A 16,481-nucleotide genomic window follows, 5' to 3' on the forward strand; every position below is an offset into this window, starting at 1 on the left:
CGGAATTTCCGGCGGAGGCTATAAGCGCGGTCATGAAGAGCACAAGCGCACGGATTTCCGAGACGATTGCACGCGGCCGCACGGCCCTGCGTGACAATACGCGTGCCCTGACCTCGCTTCTTCTCCTCGGCCTTACGCGCGGTTGCCGGGTCCTTTGAGGAGCGCCCGGCGGCCGAAAGCCCGCCCGGCCATCGCTCCTCGCGACTCACATTCAAAATTGACCAAACGACCGATCAAAGGTCCGCATTTGCTGTCGCCAAGCCAGATATGATCGGCTAAGACGCGGGGCAAATGCCGGGACGAGGAGACAAGACAATGGACACGACCAACAGCCGATCCTCCGCAGGCGCCAAGGGCATGCCCGACGCCGCCGTCAAATACCGGCCCTATCCGCAGGTCAACATTCCCGACCGCACCTGGCCGACCAAGACCATCACCAAGGCGCCGATCTGGTGCTCCGTCGATCTGCGCGACGGCAATCAGGCGCTCGTCGATCCGATGGGCCATGATCGTAAGGCGCGCATGTTCCACTTGCTGCTGGAAATGGGCTTCAAGGAAATCGAGATCGGTTTCCCGTCTGCCTCGCAGACCGACTTCGATTTTGCCCGCTGGTGCGTGGAAGAGGGCAATGTGCCTGACGACGTCTCGCTGCAGGTGCTGGTACAGTGCCGGCCCGAGCTGATCACGCGTACCTTCGAGGCGCTGGAAGGCGCCAACCGGCCGATCGTACACTTCTACAATTCCACCAGCGAGCTGCAGCGTCGCGTGGTGTTCGCCAAGGATGTGCAGGGCATCAAGCAGATCGCTGTCGATGCGGCCAAGATGATCACGGATATGGCGGCCAAGGCGGGCGGTGGTTATCGGTTCGAATATTCGCCCGAGAGCTTCACCGGCACCGAACTCGACGTGGCGCTGGAAATCTGCAACGCGGTCATTGAGGTCGTGAAGCCGACGCCCGATAACAAGCTCATCATCAATCTGCCCTCGACCGTCGAAATGGCGACACCAAACGTCTATGCCGACCAGATCGAATGGATGTGCCGCAATCTCGACAACCGCGAGAACCTGATCATCTCGCTGCATCCGCATAATGACCGCGGCACCGGCATTGCCGCTGCCGAACTGGCCTTGCTGGCGGGCGCCGACCGCGTCGAAGGCACGCTGTTCGGCAATGGCGAGCGCACCGGCAATGTCGATGTCGTCACCATGGCGCTCAACATGTTCACCCAGGGCGTCGATCCGGAAATCGACTGCTCGAACATCGAACGCATCAAGGAAGTCTTCGAATATTCGAACCAGATGGCAATTGCCGAGCGTCATCCTTATGTCGGCGAGCTGGTCTACACGGCCTTCTCCGGCTCGCATCAGGATGCGATCAACAAGGGCATGAAAGCCGCTCAGGTTGCCAACCATCCGGTCTGGGAGGTGCCCTACTTGCCGATTGACCCGCGCGATGTCGGCCGCTCCTACGAAGCGATCATCCGCATCAATTCGCAGTCCGGCAAGGGCGGCATCGCCTACATCCTGCAGCAGGATTACGGGCTCAACCTGCCGCGCAACCTGCAGGTCGAATTCCGCGAAGACATCCAACGCATCACCGATGAAGAAGGCAAGGAGCTTCCCTCAAAGCGCATCCACGACCGCTTCATCGAGCGTTACGTGACCCAGCCGGGCGCCCGCCTCAAGTTCGTCGACCACCACACCTATCCCGATACAGAGCACAAGGGACAGCGGATCGTGGCGGCCGAGATCACCGACAATGGTGAGATCAAGCGTATCGAGGGCCGCGGCAACGGGCCGATCGACGGCTTCATCAATGCCCTGTCGCATTATCTCGGCATCGAGATGTCGGTCGAGGATTATTCGGAGCATTCGCTGCAGCATGGCTCGAATGCCGCCGCTATCTCCTATGTCGAGACGTCCTATCCGGGCGGAAAGCTCTTCGGTGCGGGCATCAACACCAATATCGTCGCCGCATCGCTCGAAGCGATCGTGTCGGCTGCCAACCGCGTGCTCGACGTGAAGGCCGGCAAGGCCTGAGTGTTGTGATCAGGCCGCGATCGCTCCGGCGTGACGCGGCCTGACGATGCAATCGGCGAGCTCATCGAGCTCGCCCTGCGCCTCAGCATGGTCCTGTCCCCATTGGCATAGCGCAAAGAGGATCGGCTCCAGTCCGAGGCCAAGTTCGGTCACCGTATATTCCACCCGCGCCGGCACCTCGCCAAAGACCTCGCGGCGCACGAGGCCGTGTTCCTCCATTTCCCGCAATTGCTGGATCAGCACCTTCTGGGTGATGTCAGGCATCATGCGCTTCAGTTCCGAAAGCCGTTTGGGGCCGGAAAAGATATAGTAGAGAATGACGGGCTTCCATCGCCCGGAGATCACTTTCAGAGCCCGCTCTACGGGCAGTTTCGGCAGCCTCTTGATTGGCTCGGCCATGGACACCTCCTGGTGGGTAGGGCACTGATATGTGTGTATTTTGAGCTGGAAATCGAGTGCTAAGACGACCCCACGCCATCAAAACGCGAGGTCGCCATGAAAGCCATTCAGTTTAGCCGATTCGGTCCACCAGAGGTTCTCAAGCTTGTCGAAGTACCGACGCCCGAGCCGAAAGAGAGGGAGGTGCTGGTGCGCGTCCATGCCGCCGGCGTCAATTTTTTTGAGGTTCTAATGCGCGGCGGTCGCTACGCCATGACGCCGTCGCTGCCGATGTTTCCCGGCGTGGAAGCGGCAGGCGTTGTCGAAGTGTCCGGACCGGGTGCTGATACCTCGCTCGTTGGAGGACGTGTCGCCGTGCCGCTTTTTGCCATCAGACACGGCTATGGCGGCTATGCGGAATATGTGGTCGTGGATTCGGATTCGTTGGTGCGACTGCCGGACAGCGTATCTTTTGCGGATGCCACGGCGCTGATGGTGCAGGGGCTGACAGCTCTCCATATGGTGCGCCGCAGCCCGCCCAAGGGAAAGGCCGTAATTGTCAACGCTGCCGGCGGTGGTGTGGGTTCCCTACTGGTGCAGTTAGCCAGGTCTGAAGGCGCGTCCATGGTCATTGCCGGTGCGGGCAGCGAGGCAAAGAGGAAGCTTGCATTGTCGCTCGGTGCCGATCTGGCGGTCGATTATACCAGGGAGGGTTGGGTGGCCTCGGTGAAGGCGGCGACTGCAGGACAAGGCGCCGACGTTATTTATGAGACCGTCGGCGGCGATCTCGCCAAGGCTTCACTCGCAGCGCTTGCTCCCGCCGGGGAGATGCTGCTGGCGGCGATGGGACGGTTTTCATTCGATCTCGCCGAAATCCGTTCCATGCTCGATCTGAACCAGTCATTGAAGGGTTTCTCGCTTCTGCCGCTGATTGCAGACGATTGGAGAAGGGATCTCGCCGCGCTCTTCGAACTTGTTGTCTCAAGAGCCTTGAGCGTTGTGCAAGGGGGAAGCTTTCCGCTCCATGAGGCTGCAGAGGCGCATCGCGCGCTGGAGGAGCGCCGGGTCAGCGGAAAGGTCGTGCTGGTGCCGTAGCCGTCAGATAGCGGCGGCGATTTCCATGGCAAGCTGGCTAAGCGTGGCTTCGGCGGAGGGGCCTGCCAGGACATAGGAAGTGCCGGCATTGTGCCAGGTTACCAAGCCGATCTCGTCGCGTATCGTTTCCTTGAAGTCTTCCGTTGCCGGCGGCTGGGCATCCTTGCGGAAGCAGATCGAGACAATATCGCCATCGGCATTGGAATAGACGAGCTGACCCACGGGACGGCTATCGCCGAGGATCACGCGCGCACCCTGGAAGGTCCAGGATTTAGCCGAGAGATCCGGCACGCGGAATGGCACGCCGATTGCGGTGGTCAGCCATGACGAGATTTCTTCGGCCTGTGAGGCCGGGACTTCGACGAGATGACGCGGCTGGCGCATCAGAAGTCGCTGGAAGGCGGTGACGTCACCCAGCCAGTCATTTGTATTGATCTGGGGCGTTGCGACCGGTGCGGCATCATCCGTATCCGGCGCATTGCCGATGAAATAGCCGATGCCGCCGCCTATGACGAAAAGGATGAGAGCAGCTGCAAGCGCCTGACGGCCGCTTGGCGCGAGCTTGAGCTGCGGGCGTGCGTTGCGCTGGGCGATCGGTGTCTTCGGTGGCTGCGTGCTCTTGATGGAACGGACAAGCGACAAGGGAACCGGTTCCTTCAGCATGTCATCCAGCTTGCGGCGGCCAAAATCGACACCGTGGCGGAGCTTGTCGTAGAGCTTGCGGGCGTTTTCATCGATTGCGAGCCGGTTTTCCAGCTCCAGCTTCTGTTCCGGTGTCGTTTCACCGTCGAGGAGGGCGGCAAGCTGGGCTTCAAGCGGCTGTTTTTTGAAATCGAGCAAATCAGTCAGTACCTGTGGACGGGTGGATTGTGACCGGACAATGCGGCGAAATGGAGTCGTGCTGTGGCAAGTTGACCAGCGATGCTGCCGATCGCGATGCCCATGATCTCAGCCGCCTGCTGGTAGCTATGGCCCTCTACGTCGATCAGCAGGAAAATACTGGCGACGCCTTCGGGCATTTCCGCGAGCAGGCGGTGCAGCGCATCGGTATCGACGACGGCGCTACGGTCGCGAATGGCGTCGCGGATATCAGTGACGTTGCCCCGTGCGGCTGGCCGCGGCTTACGCTTGCGGCTGTCTTCGGCCCATTGCTGACGGGCCACCGTATAGATCCAGCTTTCCAGCCGGCCTTCGCCGTTCCACTGGTTTCCCTTGGAAATTGCACGCAGACAGACCGCCTGGACCAGTTCATCGGCCGTCGCCGTCTCTCCCGCGAGCGTAATAGCAAAGCGGCGGAGGCGGGGCAGGAGGCCGACGAGGTCACGCCGGATATCGGTGGTGGTGGCGGGTTGGCGCATTGTCGTTCCAAGAAGCATTCACATCGGCAGGCGTCTTTGCATTCGAGCCGGCTCCGCGTACGGGCATTGCCCGGCGGGCACGAAGCCTTGTATTTACCCCGGCCATGCAGGCGGCTTTATGGAACAAGTCGCCTGCATTTCGCAAGCGCGGGGATCTGAATTCATCCATCCCTTCCCAAGGGATTTCGTACCATACCCCGTGGAGCTTGCCTCAATATGTCCTGTAACCGTTCAGGCTCTGGAGAAGGGCACGATAGGCCCAGGTATTCTCGCCACCGCGATCGCGGATCTCGACGAGCTGGACGCGTGCGCCCTGGAGGTCGCCTTGCTCGACGAGCGCCATGCCCATGTAGGAGCGGGCGAGGATATAATTCTCATCCTGCTGCAGCGCCTTCCTATAATAGGACATGCCGAGTTCCACACGGCCGGCCTTGCGGTTGGCATAGCCGAGATAGTTCAGGATGCGCGGATCGTTCTGGTTCTTGGCGAGGTTGAGCACCGTGATCGCGTTCTCATACTGGCCGGCATAAGCGAATTCGCGGGCAAAGTTGAAGAGCTCGTCATCGTTGAAGCTCTGCTTTTTGGCATCGACGCATTCCTTCTTCTTGGCGTCCCAGACCTTGCCCTTGGTGCAGGTTTTGGTCGTTTCGGTCTTTGGGGGCGGTGAGGTGTCATCATTGCTGCCACCGACCGCAAAAGCGGATGTGGCTAGCCCGACAGCGAAGATGGAAACAAGCGAAAGTCTGCACAGGCGATGAAGGGAAGCAGTCATCAGGCATACTCCGTTTTGAGGCGACGCATTGGTCGAATTGTACGCCGACGCTTAAAAATACCAATAGGCCTGGCGGCCTTTATTGCTTCCGTTGCGACGTCGGCGACCGCTCTTCACAAGTTAATTGAACTGGCGCCGAGATTGATTCCACAACCGCTTCTAAAGTGCGAAAATATCAACGCTTTTCGGCATCATGCCGTCGGCTGCGTCGTTTATGCTGAAGCGTTCGCCCTTCAAGTCCCAGGCGCCCGGGGAGCCGGAAATCGAGAAGAGGTTATAGGCGGCTCGGGGCTTGATGCCGCCCGGCCCCTGCGAGGCCGAAGCGATACCGACGACCGGCACCGGACCGGTCTGTCCGCGCAGCCAGTAAAGGGTGTTGAGATGTGTGTGACCATGCAGCACGAGTTCTGCTCCACCCGTCGACACGACGGCCGCGAAACGGCGGATGCCGATCATGCGCTTGTAGAAAGAGGTCGCACCGCGGATCGGCGGATGATGGATCATGACGACGCGAAAAAGGCCGGCCTCGCCGGCAGCGCGCAGCATGTTGACCGTATCGCGTGCCTGACGCGCGCCGAAGAATCCCGACGCGGCGAACGGTGGGGTTGCGACCGCGGTGGAACAGCCGACGATTGCGACCTTGTCGCGGATGCGTAGGTAAGGGAAGATGTGGCGGTCTTCTTCCCATTCCGGTGGGGCGAGGTCGCCGCGCACGTAATCATACCAGGCGCGCATCGATTTCTCGTAGGCACCCGGCACATAGGCGTCATGATTGCCGGGTACGACCGAGGTGGCGGCGGGATCGCCGAGTTCGCGCAGCCAGGCTGCCGCGCTGCGGATCTCAATGCCGCTTGCAAGATTGACGAGGTCGCCGGTGACCGCCAGATGGTCGGCCTTATGAGTGCGAATGTCGTCCAGCAGCAGATCGAGCGTGCTACCGAAAAGATGCTTGCGCCGGTTGCGGTGCCAGTTCACAAAGCCCGTAATGCGTTTCGAGAAAAGCTCGTGAATGGAAAGGCGTGGCAGGGGTCCAAGATGGACGTCGGAGATATGCGCGAGCTTGAACATGCAACGACACATAGACCAGCTTATTTACAATTCAAACACATCTTGGCGATGAGAGTCTGAAAGAACCCATGGCAGATAAACAAACATGGCCCCTTCACATGAAAGTGTCATTGAGGCTGCTGCACGTATATTTTTCCTTTGTGCGCGGCATGACGATGGGGGTGCGCGCAGCCTGTTTTGACGACAAGGGTCGGCTCTTTCTCGTTCGTCACAGCTATACCGGAGGATGGCATATGCCGGGCGGCGGGCTTGAGCGAAACGAGACGGCAGAAGAGGCGCTGATCAAGGAATTGCGCGAGGAAGGCAATCTCAAGATCGTCGGCAAACCTCAGCTCTTTCACGTCTATTTCAACACCAACATCACTCGGCGCGACCATGTGGTGTTCTACCGCGCCACCGTAGAGCAGACCGCGCCGCGGCCGCCGGACTGGGAGATTGCCGAAAGCGGCTTCTTCGAGATCGACAATCTGCCCGAAGAGACGACTGAAGCGACGCTGCGAAGGCTCGCCGAGCTCCGCGGTGAGGCAGAGCCGGCGCATTACTGGTGAGGCTCAGGCGGCGGCTGCAAACTTGTCACGGCCGTGTGGCCGGTCGAGATCGAGCGCCGGACCTGATGGCACGATGCCGGTCGGGTTGATTGTCTTATGGCTGCGGTAATAGTGCTGCTTGATGTGGCTGAAATTGACCGTGTCTGCCACATCAGGCGTCTGGTAGAGATCGCGCAGGTAGCCCTGCAGGTTGGGGTAATCTTCGATGCGGCGGATGTTGCATTTGAAGTGGCCAACATAAACAGAATCGAAACGTATCAGCGTCGTGAAGAGGCGCCAGTCGGCTTCGGTCTGCCGATCGCCGAAAAGGTAACGCCCCTTGCCGAGGCGTGCGTCGAGTCTGTCGAGCGTTTCGAAGAGCTTGACGACATTCTCCTCGTAGGCAGCCTGCGTGGTCGCAAAACCTGCCTTGTAGACGCCGTTGTTGACGGTATCGTAGACAACATCGTTGAGTGCATCGATCTCCGCCCGCAGGTCTTCCGGATAATAGTCCGCCGTCGATCCGGTCAGGTGATTGAAGGCGCTGTTGAACATGCGGATGATTTCGGCCGACTCGTTGTTGACGATCGTGCCCGTATGCTTGTCCCAGAGCACCGGGACCGTGACGCGGCCGGAATAATGCGGATCCGCTTTCACATAGACTTCCCATAGGGTCTTTGAACCAAAGAGCTGATCGCCCGTTGCGCTATTGCCGACCTTGAACTCCCAGCCGTTTTCCACCATCAGCGGGTCGACGATCGAAACGGAAATCAGATCTTCGAGCTTCTTCAGCTTGCGGAAAATCAGCGTGCGATGCGCCCAGGGGCAGGCGAGGGAGACATAAAGGTGATAGCGGCCAGCCTCGGCTTTGAAGCTGCCTTTCCCACTCGGGCCGGCTTCTCCATTTGCCGTAATCCAGTTGCGGAATTGCGAGGGCTGGCGCTTGAAATGGCCCTTCGTTTCCTTCGTATCGTACCAGACGTCATGCCAGACGCCGTCCACCAGCATGCCCATGAGCTTCACCTCTGAAAGTGATCGTTGCAGCGATAGATATCGCATCGCGCCGCGTTTTGCAGGGCAACAAAGATTGAACACTGCGTCTTAGTCGCCCTGATGCCGACGGAATTTTTGCAATAGACGGCGGAAATTTTTCCTGCTATCCGCCTTCCTCACAAATTTCTGGAATCCTGCTTGATGTCTAATCTCAGAGGCCTGCGACGACGCTGATGCTCCCGAACGCCTGAGGGCGTGTTCGCGAACCATATATCTGCGTTTATCCGGTCTCTGTTTCCATGCTCATGTACAAGCACGATCTCGTCTACCTCACCGAGGAGGCGTCTCACGACGCCGCTATCGAACTCATCAATGAAGAAGCCTTCGGCCCTGGCCGGCACACGCGCGCCGCGGCCCGTATCCGCGAGCAGGGGCCGCATGATCTGTCGCTCTCCTTCATCTGCGCCGACGACGGCGAAACGATCGCTTCAGTACGGATGACGCCGGTTTTGGCCGGAACGGTCAGGGGCCATCTGCTCGGACCGCTTGCGGTGCGGCCGTCACACAAGAACAGAGGTATCGGCCGTGAACTGGTGCGCATCGCGGTTGAGGCTGCCAGGCGCAAGGGTTCGGAGGCCGTCATTCTCGTCGGCGATCCGCCCTATTATTGTCCGCTCGGCTTCGAGAAGGTCGCTTATGGCGCCCTGATTTTTCCCGGCCCCGTCGATCCGGGCCGCGTGCTCGTCGTACCGATCGCAGAGGACACGCATGCACGGCTGAAGGGCAAGATCGCCTGGCGGCGATAAAGCATTTCCATTCGTCTTCGAATCGCGGACACACTCTATCTCTTACGCACTTCCGGACGCAAAACCGCTGCGCAGTTTTGCTGGAATTGCTGTCGTCAGAGCATCTTCTTGAGAAACGTCCGCGTGCGGCCCTCGGGAAAATCCGGCAACTCGCCGAAGACTTCGTAGCCCTGACGCTGGTAGGCACTGAGCGCATGCGGGTTGAACGTGTCGATCCAGGCACCGCGACAGCCACGGGCGGCCGCTTCTTCCTCCGCTTTCGCAAGGATCTTGCCGGCTATGCCACTGCCGCGCAGCATGTCGGGAATGTACAGCATCTGCACGAAGAGCCAGCCCCAGGCGGTGAAGCCGGACAGGCCGCCGGAGACCTTTCCATCGGTATCGCGGATCAGGACGGCTAGCAGCTGTCGTTCCGACGGGCCGACATCGGCTGTGTTGAAAGCCGTCAGCCCATCGGCGATGACCGCAAGCTCTTCCGGTGAAGGGGAGGCGGTGAGCTCGAACTCTGCCACGGCTAGCGTCCTTCGCGCCACCACATGGCGCCAAAGGCCAGAAGCAGAATTCCGACACCCGCAAATCCCGCGAAGAGCGGCAGGGTATTGATGCCCTTCAGCACGGTCTCATTGGTCATGCGGATCTGCATGCGGTCATTATCTGTCACGCGCACCTGGCCGCGCACCGGCAGGATCGGCGGAACGTTGATCGTACCGGCATTGTTGACGACGCGAGCCACTAGGCCGCGGCTCTTGTCGGTGATCGGCTTCAGCGCCGACGTCGTTGAGATCATCGCCTTGAATTCCGGCGCGTCGACCGCGCCAACATGGGCGAGCGTCGTCAGGTCCCCGTTGCGAATCTCGAAAAGCCCGATCTCGTCCATGCGCTTTTCCGCCTTGTAGAGACCGGGCTCGGTCTGCGTCAGCGGCAGGTTTTCGGTCCTGCCGGAGGGGTAGCGCACGATTGCGTCGCCCGGCGCATCGCCGATCGTCTGGCGCGTGATTTCCAGTGTGCGGCCGGACGCACGAGCCGTCAGCGCCTCTTCTTCCAGCGCCGGTTCCTTCATCAGCCAGTGGGCGATGCGGCGATAGAGGGAAACATGCGGACCACCGCCCTCGAAGCCGCGCGCCCAGAGCCAGCCCTGGTCGGAGAGCAGCATGGCAACACGGCCCTGGCCGGCACGGTTCAAAACGAGCAGAGGATGATTATCGGCGCCGACCATGACAGTCTGGCCCTGCGGTCTGCCGACATCGACGCTGCGGAACCAGCGGCCCCAATGCGGCGGTTCGTCGGCAGAACCATCGAGCCCGCGGGTGACGGGATGCTTGCGACCCTGTTCGGAAAGGCGGGGGTAGAAGGCCTGTTCGATCATCCGTCCGGTCGGCTCGGCCGGCAGCACGGAGGCGAGCGGCGTCATGGCGATCGATTCCGGGCTCGCGTGTTCGGGACCGGCCGCAATCAGCAATGCGCCGCCATTTTCCACATACTGGGCGATGTTGTCGTAATAGAGCATCGGCAGCACATTGGCGCGATCCTGATAGCGGTCGAAGATGATCAGGTCGAAATCCTTGATCTTGTCGACGAAGAGCTCTCGCGTCGGGAAGGCGATCAGCGACAGCTCGTTAATCGGCGTGCCGTCCTGCTTTTCAGGCGGTCGCAGGATGGTGAAATGTACGAGATCGACGGACGCATCCGATTTCAGGAGATTGCGCCAGGCGCGTTCGCCCGCATGCGGCTCGCCCGAGACGAGGAGAACGCGCAGGTTTTGGCGAATGCCGTCGATAATGTGGACGGCGCGGTTATTGGCGTCCGTCACCTCGCCGGGGATGCCGGCAACAGAGAATTCCAGGACATTCGCGCCGCCGCGCGTCACCTTGAAGGAGAAGGGCGTATCCTGGCCGGGCGTTGCCTGGAGCGTGGCGATCTCGTCGCCGTTGAGACGTACCGTCACGGTTGCCGCGCCGCCAGGGCTCGGGCCGTCGTCGAAGACACGCAGCATAAGCTGCTGCTCCTCGTTGACGATGCCGAAGCGAGGCGCCTTGATGACTTCAATGCGACGGTCGAACTCGTTCGGTTTGCCGGTAATCAGGCCATGGATCGGTGCGTCGAAGCCCAGTGCCTGATTGACGCCGGGCACGTCATGCACCTCGCCATCCGTCAGCATGATCGCCCCACCGACCCGCGAAGGGGGTACATCGGCGATGGAAGCGGCCAAGGCCTCGAAGAGGCGGGTGGAAGGCATATCGGAATTGCGGTCCTCGTTCACGTCGACGAAGCGGGGCTCGATCTGCGGGAAGCGGGCGAGCTGGGTCTTCAGCGAAGCAAGCGCGTCATCCGTCATCGTCATACGATCGGCTGTCTGCTGGCTCTGGCTGCGGTCGACGATGACGGGCACGATGGTGGAAAGCGGATCGCGGTCTTCCTGCAGCAGCACGGGATTGGCGAGTGCGGCGAGCAGTGCAAGCGCTGCCAGCGTGCGGATCCATGCGCCGCGCATGCCGCGCCAGATCGCGAAGGCGGCGATCAGCAGCACGATGGCAGTCAGTACCGCTAAATAGGGCCAGGGCAAGAAGGGCGAATAATCAAGCGTCATGTCACTGTCCCAGCCGTTCGAGCAGGTCGGGCACGTGGACCTGATCGGTCTTGTAGTTGCCGGTCAGCATGTACATCATGATGTTGACGCCGGCGCGGAAGGCATATTCGCGCTGCGTTTCATCCGGCGGCACGGTCGGAAGCACCGGCATTTCATTCTCGTCGATGGCCCAGGCACCGGCAAAGTCGTTTGCCGTGATCAGGATCGGCGAAACGCCATCCGCGGCGGCGGCCGGCTTGTTGCTGTTGCTCTGGCCGTTCTGCCGCGCCTCGATCCAGAGCGGGCTGCCGGTGTAACGGCCAGGGAAGCTCGACAGAAGATAAAAGGACTTGGTCAGCACGTGGTCGTGCGGAACAGGCTCGAGCGGCGGAATGTCCAGATTGGCAAGGATCTCTTGCAGACGCTGGCCGTTGGCGGTCGTGTCGTTGCTGCCTTCGAGCGAGTCCATTTGGTCGCGCGTATCGAACAGCACCGTGCCGCCATTGCGCATATAGGCGTCGATGCGGCTGATGGCGGCGTTCGACGGCATGGGCGCGGTTGCCGAAATCGGCCAGTAGATGATCGGATAGAAGGCAAGTTCGTCCTTGTTGAGGTCGATGCCAACGGGTGGGGCCGGCTCCAGCGTCGTGCGGTAGGTCAGGAATTTCGTCAGCCCATCGAGCCCCTGCTCGGAAATATTGTCCACATCCTGTTCGCCGGTTACGACATAGGCGAGATGGGTATTATCGAGCCGCTGCAGGATGATGTCGTCACCGGGCTGGGTATCGTTGGCATGCATGATATCCGGTCGCAGCATGAGGCCGGCCGCGAGGGCAACGGCGATCGTTGCTGCAGTGCGGGCGCGCGGGCGCATGCGGGAGAAAGCGCCATTCATGAAGAGTACGATCAGGCTGTCGGCGAGAAGCAGCAGGAAGGCGATGAAGAACAGTGCCGGCTTGGCCGACCAGCTTTCGCCACCGATAAGGCCGGCACGCACGACATTGACGCCGCTCGTATCGAGCGGTTTCAGGTCAGCATTTTCGGGGAGCACGTTCAGTGCAGCAAAACCGTCCTCGGAGCCGTAGAGGCCGGGCGGATTGTCAAAATTGGCAATGGGCGCTGCCTTGGCATTCGGGATCAGCGGACGGGCATTGCCGGTTTCGGTAACCAGCGTGCCTTTGGCCGTCAGCATTCGGAAGGGTGGCAGGGTTTCGGCAATGCGCGCGCTGCCCGATGATTCCGAGGTCACACCGCCGGAGCGCGAGATCTGGATGAGGTGTCGCAACATTTCAACGAAGGTGCCCGAAATCGGCAGGTTCGACCAGGTCGCCTCGGCGCTCACATGAAAGAGCACGATCTGGCCGGCATTCATCTTGTTCATGGTCACGAGCGGCGTACCGTCAGTGAGGCTTGCCCAGGTACGCTCCGCGAGATCCGGTGTTGGCTCGGCCAGCACCTGGCGGTTGACCGTCACGTCGGTCGGCCGCGGTATGCCGGCAAAGGGGCTGAAGCTCGGAAATTCTGCCAGCGCCTGCGGTTCGCTCCAAGACAGGCTGCCGCCGAGGGCGCGTTCGCCCTGGCGTAGAATGACCGGGATCAGCGGATCCTCGGCCGGTGCGGCGGCAAGGCGCGGACCGGCGAAACGCAAGAGCATACCGCCATTCGATATCCAGCGCTGCAGTGGCGCGTAGGTATCCTCCGGCAGGCGGCCGATATCGGCCATGATGATAACAGAGGGATTGTTGGCGAGCAGCTTTGGAATGGCGACCGAGAGATTGGCATCGTTTGGGCGCACCAGATCTGCATAGGGTTCCAGCGCCCGCTGGATGTAATAGAGCGGCGACAACAGCGGCTGGAATTCATCGCCGCTTTCGCCCGAGAGAAGCACGACCCGGCGGCGCTTGAAGGCATCGTCGAGCAGATGCACTGCGCCTGCGGTGGCGCCGGTGTTGATGCTGACGCGGGCAAAATCGTTGCGCATTTCGAAGGGGGCCGAAATGCCGGCATTGACACTGGTTTGGCCGGGCGCAAAGTCGGCCCTGCCGGTGGCGATCACGCGTCCCTGCGCATCCTGTGCGTTGATCGGGACGGAGACCGCGCCACTGGGGCTGAGGCGGGTGACCTTCACCGTCATCGCATCTGCCGTATTGGTGGCGCCTGAAATGGCGACCGTCTGGGCTGCATCGCCTTCGATAAGGCGTAGTTCTGCGGGCTGGAGCTCGGAGAGTTGACGTACAGTGGCATCGTTGTCGCGGCTTACCGTACCATCGGTGAGGAAGGCCAGCGTGCCGGGACGGGCGCCGTTGAGAGCCGAGCGCAGAGCTTCGAATGCGCGCTGGCGATCCGGAACGAGCGGCTTCGGTTCGGCCGCGCGAAGCTTTTCGCGGGCGGCCGAGGCGGTCCCGGGTGTCGCATCATTTGTGGGATCGGCGGTGAATGCAATGGAGACGACTGCGCCGGCGGACTCGGCATCGGCAATCAGAGCGTCGGCCGTCTGGACACGGCGCTCCCAGTCGGGCGCCGAAGCCCAGCTATTGTCGACGAAGAGGACGAGCGGACCACCGGATGCGACCGTGCCGGTACGCGGATTGACGACCGGATCGGCGATCGCGAAGATGATGGCGGCTGCGAGCAACATGCGCAGCAACGTAAGCCACCAGGGGGTCTGTGCCGGCGTTTCCTCGCGCCGCAGCACTGTCGCAAGGATTTTCAGCGGCGGGAAAACTTCCGCCTGCGGGCGCGGCGGTGTCAACCGCAACAGCCACCAGATAACGGGAAGGGCAATCAGCGCGCCGAGGATGGCGGGGTAGGCGAAGGCAAAGGGAAGCGCGCTCAAAACTGTCCTCCATGCGTTGCCTTTGCCGGCATGCCGGAAAGATACATATGGACAGCGACCAGCGCTTCGGATGCCAGATGATCGGTACGATGGCTGACGAAGGTCCAGCCGAGATGGCGCAACGACTGGCCGAGATTTTCGCGGCGGGCGAGGTAGGCGTTGCGATAGGCCTCACGCAGGCTCTCGGCCCGACCTGATGTCAGCCGTTCGCCGGTCTCGGGATCGGTGAATTCGGTGCGGCCGTTATAGGGAAAGATTTCCTCGGCCGGATCGGCGATCTCGACGACGTGGCCGCGCAGACCACGGCGGGCAAGCGGGCCGAGGCGGGCCATAATGGAGGGCGCGTCATCAAGGAAGTCGCCGATGAGGATGAGATCGCTCCAGCCGCGCACCATGACGGTTTCCGGCAGGCCGCCAGTCAGAGGGGCGTGCATCAGGGCAGCAGCAAGCCGCTCGGCAGCATTGCGGGCAGAGATCGGTTCCATGACACCGGGGCAGCCGATACGCTCGCCGGAACGGGCAAGAATTTCGGCAAGCGCCAGCATGATGACGAGCGCGCGGCTTTCCTTTGACGCGCTGCCATAGGTCGACTGGTACATCATCGACGGCGACATGTCGGCCCAGAGCCAGATCGTGTGGGCGGCTTCCCATTCACGGTCGCGCACATAGGTATGGTCGTCGCGAGCGGAGCGGCGCCAGTCGATGCGCGACAGGCTTTCGCCTTCGCTATAGGGGCGGAACTGCCAGAAATTCTCGCCGATACCGCGTTTGCGGCGGCCATGCCAGCCGGCAATCACGGTATTGGCGATGCGTTTGGCTTCGACCAGACAATCCGGCACGAGGGAGGCCCGCTGTCTTGCGCGGGGGAGGGCATCGCTGCCGGGTGTCGGATTGACGATCTGTCCGATAGATGCCACGCGCAGCGCTTCCTTATCCCTTTGCCTGCTTCACCAGTCCGGCGATCACGTCTCGCACCGACATGCCCTCGGCACGGGCAGCGAACGTCAGCGCCATGCGGTGCTCGAGAACGGGCTCGGCGAGTGCATAGATATCGTCGAGCGAGGGCGCCAGGCGACCTTCATAGAGGGCGCGGGCGCGGGCGCAGAGCATCATCGCCTGGCCGGCGCGTGGGCCAGGACCCCAGGCGACATGCTTGTCGGTGGAGGCATTTCCCTGACCCGGACGGGCGGAGCGCACCAGCGAAAGGATGGCGTCGACAACCGTGTCGCTGACCGGCATCTGGCGCACGAGCGTCTGGATTTCTATCAGACGTGCGGCGTTGATGACCGGCTCGGGCTTGGCTTCGGTGAGACCGGTGGTCTCCAGCAGGATTTGACGTTCGGCCGCAAGCTCCGGATAGTGGACATCGACCTGCAGAAGGAAGCGATCGAGCTGAGCTTCGGGAAGCGGATAGGTGCCTTCCTGCTCCAGCGGGTTCTGCGTCGCCAGAACGTGGAAGGGTGATGGCAGGTCATAACGCTGGCCGGCGATGGTGATATGATATTCCTGCATCGCCTGCAGCAGCGCCGACTGGGTGCGCGGCGAGGCGCGGTTGATTTCGTCGGCCATCAGAAGCTGGGCGAAGACCGGACCCTTGACGAAACGGAAGGAGCGGCGACCGTTCTCGTCCTGGTCCATTACTTCGGAACCGAGAATATCTGATGGCATCAGGTCGGGCGTGAACTGGATGCGGTTTGCAGCAAGGCCCAACACTTCGCCTAGCGTCGTCACCAGCCTCGTCTTGGCGAGACCAGGGACACCGACGAGAAGGGCATGACCACCGGAAAGGACGGCGAGAAGCGTGTTTTCAACCACGCTTTCCTGACCGAAGATGACCTTGGAAACTTCCGCGCGGACGGCGGCGATATCGGATAGCGCTCTTTCTGCGGCGGCGACAATCGCCTGTTCATCGAGGCTGGCTTCGGTCTTGATCATACCCATGGGCATCTCCAACGGCTGAAATCATTCGGCTGCGAATCGTCTGACTTTAATAGGCGTGCCTCATACCCGATACAGTTATGAAGATGTTGCGGGCTGACAAG

The 16,481-nt window shown here is 61.2% G+C and carries 16 protein-coding genes; 5 read left to right on the plus strand and 11 right to left on the minus strand.

Annotated features, from left to right (window positions below):
- Positions 1-32 precede the first annotated feature (32 nt).
- Both EV281_RS32000 and leuA read left to right on the plus strand, forming a co-directional pair.
- A complete protein-coding gene (locus EV281_RS32000; protein ID WP_281026354.1) occupies positions 33-158 on the plus strand; it encodes a hypothetical protein in 126 nt (41 codons plus the stop codon).
- Positions 159-315: 157 nt separating this feature from the next.
- Positions 316-2,040, plus strand: a complete 1,725-nt coding sequence (gene leuA / locus EV281_RS13550; RefSeq protein WP_132653613.1) for a 2-isopropylmalate synthase — start codon at positions 316-318, stop codon at positions 2,038-2,040.
- A gap of 9 nt (positions 2,041-2,049) precedes the next feature.
- Here leuA and EV281_RS13555 read toward each other — a convergent pair whose 3' ends face one another.
- Positions 2,050-2,439, minus strand: coding sequence for a helix-turn-helix domain-containing protein (locus EV281_RS13555; RefSeq protein ID WP_132653614.1), 390 nt, complete (start codon positions 2,437-2,439; stop codon positions 2,050-2,052).
- 96 nt (positions 2,440-2,535) lie between these two features.
- Between EV281_RS13555 and EV281_RS13560 the strand changes: the two genes are divergently transcribed.
- On the plus strand, positions 2,536-3,513 hold the full coding sequence (locus EV281_RS13560; RefSeq protein ID WP_132653615.1) for a zinc-binding dehydrogenase: 978 nt from the start codon (positions 2,536-2,538) through the stop codon (positions 3,511-3,513).
- Positions 3,514-3,516: 3 nt separating this feature from the next.
- On the opposite strand, the gene EV281_RS13565 is transcribed toward EV281_RS13560, so the two are convergent.
- From EV281_RS13565 to EV281_RS13580, 4 genes are all read right to left on the minus strand, one after another.
- Positions 3,517-4,353, minus strand: a complete 837-nt coding sequence (locus EV281_RS13565) for an anti-sigma factor (RefSeq protein ID WP_132653616.1) — start codon at positions 4,351-4,353, stop codon at positions 3,517-3,519.
- A gap of 5 nt (positions 4,354-4,358) precedes the next feature.
- Positions 4,359-4,871 carry an RNA polymerase sigma factor gene (locus EV281_RS13570; RefSeq protein ID WP_132653617.1) on the minus strand — a complete coding sequence of 171 codons (513 nt, stop codon included), beginning with the start codon at positions 4,869-4,871 and terminating at the stop codon, positions 4,359-4,361.
- 211 nt (positions 4,872-5,082) lie between these two features.
- Positions 5,083-5,643 (minus strand): hypothetical protein, encoded by a 561-nt coding sequence (locus EV281_RS13575; protein ID WP_132653618.1) that lies wholly within the window; start codon positions 5,641-5,643, stop codon positions 5,083-5,085.
- Positions 5,644-5,802: 159 nt separating this feature from the next.
- Positions 5,803-6,711, minus strand: coding sequence for a metallophosphoesterase (locus EV281_RS13580; RefSeq protein WP_132653619.1), 909 nt, complete (start codon positions 6,709-6,711; stop codon positions 5,803-5,805).
- Positions 6,712-6,779: 68 nt separating this feature from the next.
- On the opposite strand from EV281_RS13580, the gene EV281_RS13585 reads away from it, so the two are divergent.
- Positions 6,780-7,259: an NUDIX domain-containing protein gene (locus tag EV281_RS13585; RefSeq protein ID WP_132653620.1), complete on the plus strand. Its 480-nt coding sequence runs from the start codon at positions 6,780-6,782 to the stop codon at positions 7,257-7,259.
- 3 nt (positions 7,260-7,262) lie between these two features.
- On the opposite strand, the gene EV281_RS13590 is transcribed toward EV281_RS13585, so the two are convergent.
- The gene (locus tag EV281_RS13590) at positions 7,263-8,252 is read right to left on the minus strand and encodes a glutathione S-transferase family protein (RefSeq protein WP_132653621.1); all 990 of its coding nucleotides are present in this window, start codon (positions 8,250-8,252) and stop codon (positions 7,263-7,265) included.
- 278 nt (positions 8,253-8,530) lie between these two features.
- On the opposite strand from EV281_RS13590, the gene EV281_RS13595 reads away from it, so the two are divergent.
- Complete coding sequence (locus EV281_RS13595) at positions 8,531-9,037, plus strand: N-acetyltransferase (RefSeq protein ID WP_132653622.1); 507 nt, start codon at positions 8,531-8,533, stop codon at positions 9,035-9,037.
- A gap of 95 nt (positions 9,038-9,132) precedes the next feature.
- Here the strand turns inward: EV281_RS13595 and EV281_RS13600 are convergent, their stop codons facing one another.
- From EV281_RS13600 to EV281_RS13620, 5 genes are read right to left on the minus strand one after another with little or no spacing between them, the layout of a single operon-like run.
- Positions 9,133-9,549 carry a GNAT family N-acetyltransferase gene (locus tag EV281_RS13600; RefSeq protein ID WP_132653623.1) on the minus strand — a complete coding sequence of 139 codons (417 nt, stop codon included), beginning with the start codon at positions 9,547-9,549 and terminating at the stop codon, positions 9,133-9,135.
- Positions 9,550-9,551: 2 nt separating this feature from the next.
- Positions 9,552-11,624, minus strand: a complete 2,073-nt coding sequence (locus EV281_RS13605; RefSeq protein ID WP_132653624.1) for a hypothetical protein — start codon at positions 11,622-11,624, stop codon at positions 9,552-9,554.
- Position 11,625: 1 nt separating this feature from the next.
- Entirely contained in the window at positions 11,626-14,439 is a 2,814-nt protein-coding gene (locus EV281_RS13610; RefSeq protein ID WP_132653625.1) for a DUF4159 domain-containing protein, read from the minus strand.
- On the minus strand, positions 14,436-15,356 hold the full coding sequence (locus tag EV281_RS13615) for a DUF58 domain-containing protein (protein ID WP_132653626.1): 921 nt from the start codon (positions 15,354-15,356) through the stop codon (positions 14,436-14,438). The genes EV281_RS13610 and EV281_RS13615 overlap by 4 nt, the downstream gene beginning before the upstream one ends.
- Before the next feature lie 13 nt (positions 15,357-15,369).
- Entirely contained in the window at positions 15,370-16,380 is a 1,011-nt protein-coding gene (locus EV281_RS13620; protein WP_132653627.1) for a MoxR family ATPase, read from the minus strand.
- Positions 16,381-16,481 lie beyond the last annotated feature (101 nt).

Source organism: Rhizobium sp. BK418, assembly GCF_004341105.1.
Classification (GTDB): Bacteria; Pseudomonadota; Alphaproteobacteria; order Rhizobiales; family Rhizobiaceae; genus Rhizobium.